This window comes from Vibrio sinaloensis DSM 21326 (assembly GCF_000189275.1).
Classification (GTDB): domain Bacteria; phylum Pseudomonadota; class Gammaproteobacteria; order Enterobacterales; family Vibrionaceae; genus Vibrio; species Vibrio sinaloensis.
In genome coordinates this window covers 126,055-134,093 of record NZ_AEVT01000098.1, presented here as the reverse complement: position 1 = coordinate 134,093, position 8,039 = coordinate 126,055, and the positions used below count along the sequence as shown (strand labels likewise).

Annotated in this window: 6 protein-coding genes; all 6 read right to left on the bottom strand. The window is 44.0% G+C overall.

Annotated features, from left to right (window positions below):
• Window positions 1-732: SDR family NAD(P)-dependent oxidoreductase (locus RH45_RS17975; RefSeq protein WP_008079917.1), on the bottom strand; the 732-nt coding region annotated here is incomplete at its 3' end.
• 17 nt (window positions 733-749) lie between these two features.
• Entirely contained in the window at window positions 750-1,250 is a 501-nt protein-coding gene (locus RH45_RS17970) for a flavodoxin family protein (RefSeq protein ID WP_008079916.1), read from the bottom strand.
• Between the two features lie 24 nt (window positions 1,251-1,274).
• Window positions 1,275-1,649, bottom strand: a complete 375-nt coding sequence (locus tag RH45_RS17965) for a nuclear transport factor 2 family protein (protein ID WP_008079915.1) — start codon at window positions 1,647-1,649, stop codon at window positions 1,275-1,277.
• A gap of 154 nt (window positions 1,650-1,803) precedes the next feature.
• On the bottom strand, window positions 1,804-3,102 hold the full coding sequence (locus tag RH45_RS17960; protein WP_008079914.1) for an ATP-binding protein: 1,299 nt from the start codon (window positions 3,100-3,102) through the stop codon (window positions 1,804-1,806).
• A 23-nt stretch (window positions 3,103-3,125) separates the two neighbouring features.
• Entirely contained in the window at window positions 3,126-3,833 is a 708-nt protein-coding gene (locus RH45_RS17955; protein WP_008079904.1) for a response regulator, read from the bottom strand.
• Between the two features lie 219 nt (window positions 3,834-4,052).
• Window positions 4,053-8,021: a zinc-dependent metalloprotease gene (locus RH45_RS17950; protein WP_008079878.1), complete on the bottom strand. Its 3,969-nt coding sequence runs from the start codon at window positions 8,019-8,021 to the stop codon at window positions 4,053-4,055.
• Between the last annotated feature and the right edge of the window lie 18 nt (window positions 8,022-8,039).

The window sequence follows — 8,039 nt, the reverse complement described above, 5'->3', positions numbered from 1 at the left end:
GAGGGATAAGCCCCCATCAACAACTAGGGTGTGACCTACGACATAACTGGATTGACTAGAGAGTAGAAATTCGATCGCATCGACCACCTCTCCGACCTCTGCAAAACGTTTTGCAGGTACGACTTGAGAAACTTGCTCTTTGATCTCTGGCTCCTCTGCTTGACGTTCTTGCCAGCGTGGTGTCCACGTTACTCCCGGAGCCACCGCATTGATACGAATACCTCTCTCGATGCTCTCCAACGCAATTGAACGCGTCAATCCCTCAAGAGCATGCTTCGCCGCACTGTACATTGCGGCATTTGGCGTTGGACGTAGGCCATTTACTGAACTTATATTGACGATGGTTCCGCCATTTTGCATCAAAGCAATCTCTCTTTTCAAGCAATACGCCTGAGACCAAAAATCAACATCTAAGGTACTTTTCAATGCAGCAAAGTCGACACTATCAAACTGCCCGCGAGAAGCGATGGCTGGCGAAGCATTATTCACTGCCACATCTAATTGGCCGTATCGTTCGGTAATAGAAGCAAAAAAATCATCAAGCTGCGATTCTACGGCGATATCCAATGAGTGGTAATCAACTTTATCTAATTCGGGATGGATACGACACTGCTCAAGCCAATCATTTTGGTTTCTTGAGCAAGTAATCACCTGATAGCCGGATTGCAATAATCTCAATACCGTTTCCAATCCAATTCCTTTCGAGCCACCAGTAACCAACGCTGTCTTCATAGACTGTCCTTGTCATCTTAATGTACTTTGTGAGTTGCCATTTCTGCCACCGCGCCTAGTGCGGCAAGATCGGTTTCTTGCTGGATCGCGGCATACGTCCAACCCGTAAATTCCATGTGCATGTATTTCGCTGTCAACATAAAAGGCTGGATAAAACAATCCGGTAATTCAGTGTTAAACCCAGTTGCAATTACCGAGATGGATTTACCTTTGAGACGACGACCGAGCTGCTTTTCTATGGTCAGGAGATCGGACAATCGATCAAAGAAGACTTTCAATTGCGCCGACATTGAATACCAATACACAGGTGACGCAAACACGATATGATCAAATTCGCTCAATTCAATAATGAGTGGAATAAAGTCGTCCATGCGATTGCGGTGTTCATAGTCATAATAGGAGATGTCATTGTCAGACAAATCAAAAAGGGCCGCGCCTGAGTGGTTAACAAACTCATTCACTAAGCGGCGGGTGTTACCGTCCGTTTTGGAGGTCCCTAACACTACTGCTACGTTCATATCGGCTCCTTACGACTTGGTTTATTAAGTCACTAGCTCAAACTCTTCACAGGGTGTTCCCTGATGATATTTCAGTTGCCAGTTTTCCCCATTAAAACTCCAGATAGACGAGCGTTTGGTAAAGTGGGCTTTCGTGCCCAACTTATCAATCCATGCCGTACGGTAGAGAAGCAGATGAGTGGAAGGCTCTAGGGGAATGATTTCAAAATCTTGAGAATGGATATGGCCCAGTGAGGTTTTTTCTTCTGCCATCATCTCCATGATGGTATCAAAATCGAAACTCCTTCCAGACTTACCCACTTCTCTAAATGAGGGATGGACCAATCGAGCGACTTCTTGTTTATTATGACGAACATCAGGCTGATGAAGGGCAACTTCTTGCTCGATTAAAATATCCATAGTAAACCTCACACTGTTTAAGCAACTATAGAGATAATGCCCTGTTTGTATTTTGTATGCAAATCGTTGAAATAAGAGTCGTTATGTTCAAACAACTCTCAATTCTGGCCATTCAATACTAGTACGCAGACCTATTTGCAGTACCAATCGCTATTTATTCTGAGAGACGTTTTGGTTTAGGAAAAGTAAGGGTAAAACACGCACCATCGAGATAGCTGTCACCAACAGATACCTGCGCATTGTGGCGGTCACAGACTTGCTTAACAATCGCCAAACCGAGTCCATGCCCGGTTTTTCCTTTGTTTCTCGCGGCATTGGCACTGTAGAAAGGGTCAAACAGAAACGGCCAATGCTCAGACTCAACGCCCTTGCCATCATCGTGAACTTCGACAACAACTTCTTCATCGTTTGCCCAAACTTCGATAACAATCTTACTGTCGGCAAATTTAAACGCATTGCGCACGATATTATCAACGGCACGATTAAACAGTTTAACGTCGACGTACAATGCCGTTGGCAGCTTAGCGTCAACACTAATCAACTCCAGTTCTGTTTCTTTGCGCCAAATACTGCACCTTTCTTCCAGCCAGTCATTTACGTCTATCGGTTGTTTAACTAGCTCGGAGCCACCTCGCTCAAGACGAGCGTAATACAATAGCTCATCCACCATATCTTCCATTTCTTCGGTATCGGCGATAATCCGAGCGACGGCTTTTCGTTGCGGTGCAGGCAATTCAAAATCACTTAAAATATCTGCTTGCCATTGAATGCGGAATATCGGTGTTCTTAATTCATGAGCAACTGCATTGGTCAGAGATTTATTGCTGTTAATCAAATCACAAATCTTGTCCGCCATAACATTAAAGCTGCGATTAAGCGTGCCGAGTTTAATGCTGTTCTTCTCAGATGCTCGCTTATGCAAATCGCCATTGGCAAATGCAACCGTGACCTGCTCTAAGTTATTTAACCGACGTTTAATACGCCACACTAAGAAAAGACCACTCAGTGCAAACCCGGTAATAGCAAACACCCAAATCAGGCGGTTTTCAAATTTAATCTTTTGTCTTAAGAACGATTCTTTATCATCACTTAACTCGTATAGCGAGTCACTGCCCTCCAATCGAAACCAGAGGAAGTCTTCGTCATGATAGTAAATGTTGGTTTCCGCTTTTGCCAAAATGCGCTGCACTTGGTTAGGTGCAGATTCAAAGGGCACGATGCGCAAATTTTGCCGAGTCTTGCTGGCATACTGCTGGAGGAGCTGCTCTGTTTCCGATTCACTCTTATATTCTGAGATCACTCCAATCAATTGCTGATAAGCCTCAGCTTGGTGATCGCGAAGAATAAACTCGTAGTCGGTGCCAAGTTTATAAACAATAAAGGCGTAAGAATAAATGCTGACCAAAAAGATAATGGTCAACCCTATCAGGTATTCAAAATAAATTCGGCGCATTAATTAGTAGAGCGTTTATTTTATTACCAACGTTCTGGTACAAATAAATACCCCTTTCCTCTTACGGTAATAATTTTTTTCGGCGGTACGGTGTTGTCATTTAATTTTTTACGCAATACAACAATTTTATTGTCGATAAAACGATCAATTCCGTCATATTCAACACCACGTAGCTGCTGAGTCAGGAAGTTACGTGACAACACTTGTTCTGGTGAGGACGCCAATAGCCACAACAGTTCGAACTCGCTCTCGGCAATCGCAATGTCCTTACCATCGAATACACAGCCCTTAGTGAGCTTATTCAGCGTCAGCTTGCCAAAATTCAATTCGTTTTCGTTACTGTGCTCTTCTGCACTCGATGAATCAGAGCCACGACGGAGCAGCACTCGAATTCTAGCCAGTAGCACCCTAGGTTTTACAGGTTTGCTGATAAAATCATCGGCACCGGTTTCCAATGCCGCCACATGGTCAAAATCGTCGTCACTGGCGGTAAGCATGAGGATTTTGCCATTGAATTGGTTGCGGATCTGACGACATATCGTCAACCCGTCTACTTCCGGCAACATTAAGTCGAGTAACACGATATCGGGGCGAATAGAGAGAATTTGCTCAGCCGCTGAACTGCCATCAGAAATTGCGACCACATCAAATGACTGGCTCTCGAAATACTCTTGCAGCATTTCTCTTAAAATTGGGTCATCTTCTACAATAACTAATTTCTGTTTTGTCATAGGTCCTTCTCACACGCAATTCTTTCTGTGTCTGTGTTTATCCATACACGCACACAGTACAACCGTTAGCTTATATTGCCATCTATGATGTAAATGATAGATATATCTGTATATCATATATTTTGCGATCGATGCAGCTTTAATTAACCTTATTCTACAAATTTTTTATATGAAAAAAACCGGCTATCAAAAAAGATAGCCGGTATGGTTTATTAGCACTTAGTAATCATATTTAGGGAACTGCTCGAATGCTCGGCGATACGTCAAGTATTCTCTTGAACTCCACAGTCTAAGTAGCTCAGGATCAAAGTCGTACACTTCTTGTCTTGCTTCGTACGAAGCAATTCTGTTGTTGTCCGCGACTAGGTTACCAAACGCTTGAGCGTTGTTGAAAAGTAGCTCATGTTCCTCTTCTTCGAATTTGAAGATTGAGTTCACTACCGACTCTAGATTCGCTTTTGAGTTACATTTACGACGCAAGCGCTGCTCTTCCGTTTCGTCTTCCGACTTAAACCTTAAGCACTTTTTACCGTTTACTTCATACTCTTCAAACTGGTTTCTAAACATCGAGAATTGTGGGAACCCGATTGGTGTATCACGAAGTATCTCTAGCGCATCCTTATCACCGACCGCCATGATTTTTGCTTCATGCTTATCACGCAAGTCTTTAAACATCAGAATGGCACTACGCATCCGGTAAGGTAAGTTCTCCAATTTAGCAACTTGCTCTGTCTGATCTTCTTTGTACAGAGCACGAGACGCAACAGCTTCCGCTAGAACATTTCGTCTGTTTATTGAGTAGTTAACGCCTTTCCATCTAAACTGAATATCATCTTCAGAAACACTGCTCGGTGTCGCATAGTTAATATGGATTGCATCACGTAAACCTAACGCAGCATCAGACAATCCGTACTCACGTATACGACTGAACTTATTTATGTTTTTTAGCAATACGCCAAAGTAAGGTACTTTAGTGTCTTGATACTCACCCTCCGTCCATTGATAGAGCCCTTCATCACCACCTAAACTGAAGTAACGTTTCATTGGCCATAGGTAACTTGACGTTGCTTCAATCTCTGCACTAAGCGATGGCTTGTAAGCCAATACGGTCTCAACATACTCACCGTCTTTATCAACGAAAATAGCTTGTCGTACATCTGCGCCTGTCAGCTCAGACAAGTATTCGTACATCTGAGACGCGTAATCAGACATATCAATTAACGCAAGGCTTGAGTTCTCTGTTTGCATAAACGGAGTGTCGCGACGTACAAGCATCTGTGCTGCGAGTAACTTATCAGGCCAAATCCCTAACAGATCCACGGAAGATGCGGAATTTTGGTAAGGGTTATTGGCTTTAAGGCTAGACCAAATTTTACCATCACGTGTTTCAGAACGAACGAGAGTCTCATTTGACTGGTTTTTAAGTACCTCTACCAACTCTTCATCATAACAAGTGAGCGGTACATCGCGATTTGTCGACATTGCGCCCTGGTAGGTTTGCCATAGATCAGATAATGGTGCAAAGCGGTATCGGTTCTCAAACCCTTCTTGAGTGACTACCTCCTCTAGTTCACAGACCTTTTCAGGAGTCTTCAGCACTTCCATAAAGAAGTCCGCCGCTAGAGTTGCTGCATTGTACGTATCACAGATTGGTCGTAGAGACGATGACAACTGCTCAAGTGGGATCGGGGTATTACCAATTAGACAGTTGGTTTCTGCGATCTCTTTGAACACCGCACCTCGGTTGTTGACCGTATCTGCACCTATATAGCGCGCAAACATGTGGTCAATTTCACCGACATTTTCCACGATATCGCGAATTTGTTGGAACTCTTGCATCCGATATAAGAAGTATTGGTACTGATTATACGGGTTGAAGTTTTGACGACCATTACGGCGGTTCATTGTTTGGTAACTGTCTTTATAACGTTGAATACGATACTCAGTCGCTTCCTGAAGGCTTGTACCTTCATCAAAACGATCACACATTAAGTTAGTGGTCGTATGCTCGTCAGTACAGAAACGGTAATTAACCAGCGGCGCCGTTAAACCTTCGGCATCGGCATTCGCTCTAATATGCGAAATAATACCAGTCGGGTACGCTTTGTAGTCTTCGGTCATCTCTTTATCGTACTTAGCCAACGAAATGACTTTACGTTTTTGGACGCCAGTGCTGTCCAAGTCCGCAACTTGCTCACCTTTACTGTTGGTCGCGAGTGCAGGCTCTTCTAGCTCAAGCTCTCGACCATATGCGAAACGCAAAGCCGCTTTATCATATTTACCAAATGTAAGTAGCTCATCAAAAATAGACGCGCCGTAGTCCATGATTGAGCTGTACGCTGCTGGCTTATCCGATGAACCACGAGCAGCTAACTCGTCTACGGTGTAGAAGTGATTCTTATCAGCTGAGCCCATAAAGTTGTGACGTAGACCTAGATTGTGACCAAGCTCGTGAATCAATGTCGATTTAAACATATGCTTTGAAATCGCATTGCTCGCCATTTCTTGCTGGTCCTGATTTAACTCTTCCCACGTCTTCATTGTGGTTTGGTCAGCATCAACAAAGAAATCGCCTTCTTGATAATCAATGCCTTTCACCAAGCCCTTAGACTGGGTACTCATCCACATAAAGTCCAAGCTATAAGCATTTTGCTCAGAGAAGCGTTTAAGCATATCTTGGCGCTTGTAAAATGATTGAATCGCTAAATCTGAGTTTTCTACATCGAATCGATAGTCAGTGTCCGCATTAGGAAACGCATCAGTTAGCTTACCTGCAGTGACAAAGCCAAGTTCATCTTCAGATAATGCTGGAATATCAGGTGCTGGGCCTCTGTCTTCAGCAATCATATCTTCGAAGTCATCGACATCAGTACGCTCCGCGACCGCCACAACTGCATCATCGTCGTTGTCGACAGCGCCATCGTTATTATCAACAGCCGCGACGTCTGCTTTCGGCTCTAACTTTTCAATTTCTTGGCGGTTGTAGCGCATAGCCAACTCATTCCATGTTCTTCGGCTGGATGAGCGAATCACACCGAGATACTGGTTAACATGAGCATGGATGATCTCGCCAGTTAACGGGTTGGTTGCGGATGGGCCATAGCCAAGTAAACCGTTGTCTACCGGATCCGAAATCAGATTGAAAACGTTGTAACGTAAATCACCAGTTTGTACGCCAGCCTTAGAACTAGGGTTCACGATCTTAATTTTCGGAACACCCGTGTCTTCAAGGGTTTGGTTCACCTGATTAATCGTATCAATCGTCAGCTGTAGGTACTCTTCGTTACCTTGGTCGAAGTAACTGTCGCTCAAGTAGTAGTCAATAGTGTCATTTTTCGGGTTAAAGCGATTAATGTACGAGAACTCCGAGCCCTGTACACCACTCTCACCTGTTGAGCTTTTTACTCGTTTAAGGTCTGCAAACAAACCGAAGTAACCCGAGTCTAACCCCTGGTAATAGACTGGCTCGTAGTCTTCGCTGGCGAGTTTATCTAGCTTAACCAACGAATAGAAGAATCGAGTTTTGAACGATAAGTTACGTAAGTCACCGCCGAATTGGTACTGATCTTCGGCACTTGCGGTGAAGGTACGTTCAACCTCAACGTTGATCACCCCTTCTTTAGGGTTGTATTCGTAAGAAATCAGGCGCGGATCAGCGGATTCTGTGACGTTACTCGCTGTATACCAAGCGCTTAAAGTGTCTTGAGATAGGGTTTTGATTTCTTCGTATTTCGGCACAAAGTGAGTCGCTTTCGTCCATGATAGGCTTTCATCACGGTTTATCTCTTCTTTGTTTGTACACTCGCCATAGCCATTTTCAGCACAGCGGTACTGGCGAAACTCGCCAGGAATTTTCAAAACTGGCGCACGGTTAATTTCCGAGTCCCAACGGCTTGGATCGTCAGAATTAACTTTGTCACGATCGACCTCTTCAACATAAATGCCGTTGAATTCATCAAAACGTAATGTCACCAGTTTAGGGTCACCTTGAAAGAAGCCTCGCTGCGTTAGTGCGTAACGTGGCGCTTCGCCTGTAGAAGGCATGTACATCCAAAGTGAGTCGGTATCAAGAGACTTAACGGAGATCTCTTGAGTTGGTTTTTCGTATGTGTCGTATGCTCTGTCTTCAGCACCACAACCGGTTAATATCGCGGCGATACTGGCAGCAATTAATGCGTGTTTAAACATTTTTCACCTGTATTTATT

Coding starts and splice junctions, on each gene's coding strand:
- RH45_RS17970 (WP_008079916.1), bottom strand. CDS start 1,250: ATGAACGTAGCAGTAGTGTTAGGGACCTCCAAAACGGACGGTAACACC.
- RH45_RS17955 (WP_008079904.1), bottom strand. CDS start 3,833: ATGACAAAACAGAAATTAGTTATTGTAGAAGATGACCCAATTTTAAGA.
- RH45_RS17950 (WP_008079878.1), bottom strand. CDS start 8,021: ATGTTTAAACACGCATTAATTGCTGCCAGTATCGCCGCGATATTAACC.
- RH45_RS17965 (WP_008079915.1), bottom strand. CDS start 1,649: ATGGATATTTTAATCGAGCAAGAAGTTGCCCTTCATCAGCCTGATGTT.
- RH45_RS17960 (WP_008079914.1), bottom strand. CDS start 3,102: ATGCGCCGAATTTATTTTGAATACCTGATAGGGTTGACCATTATCTTT.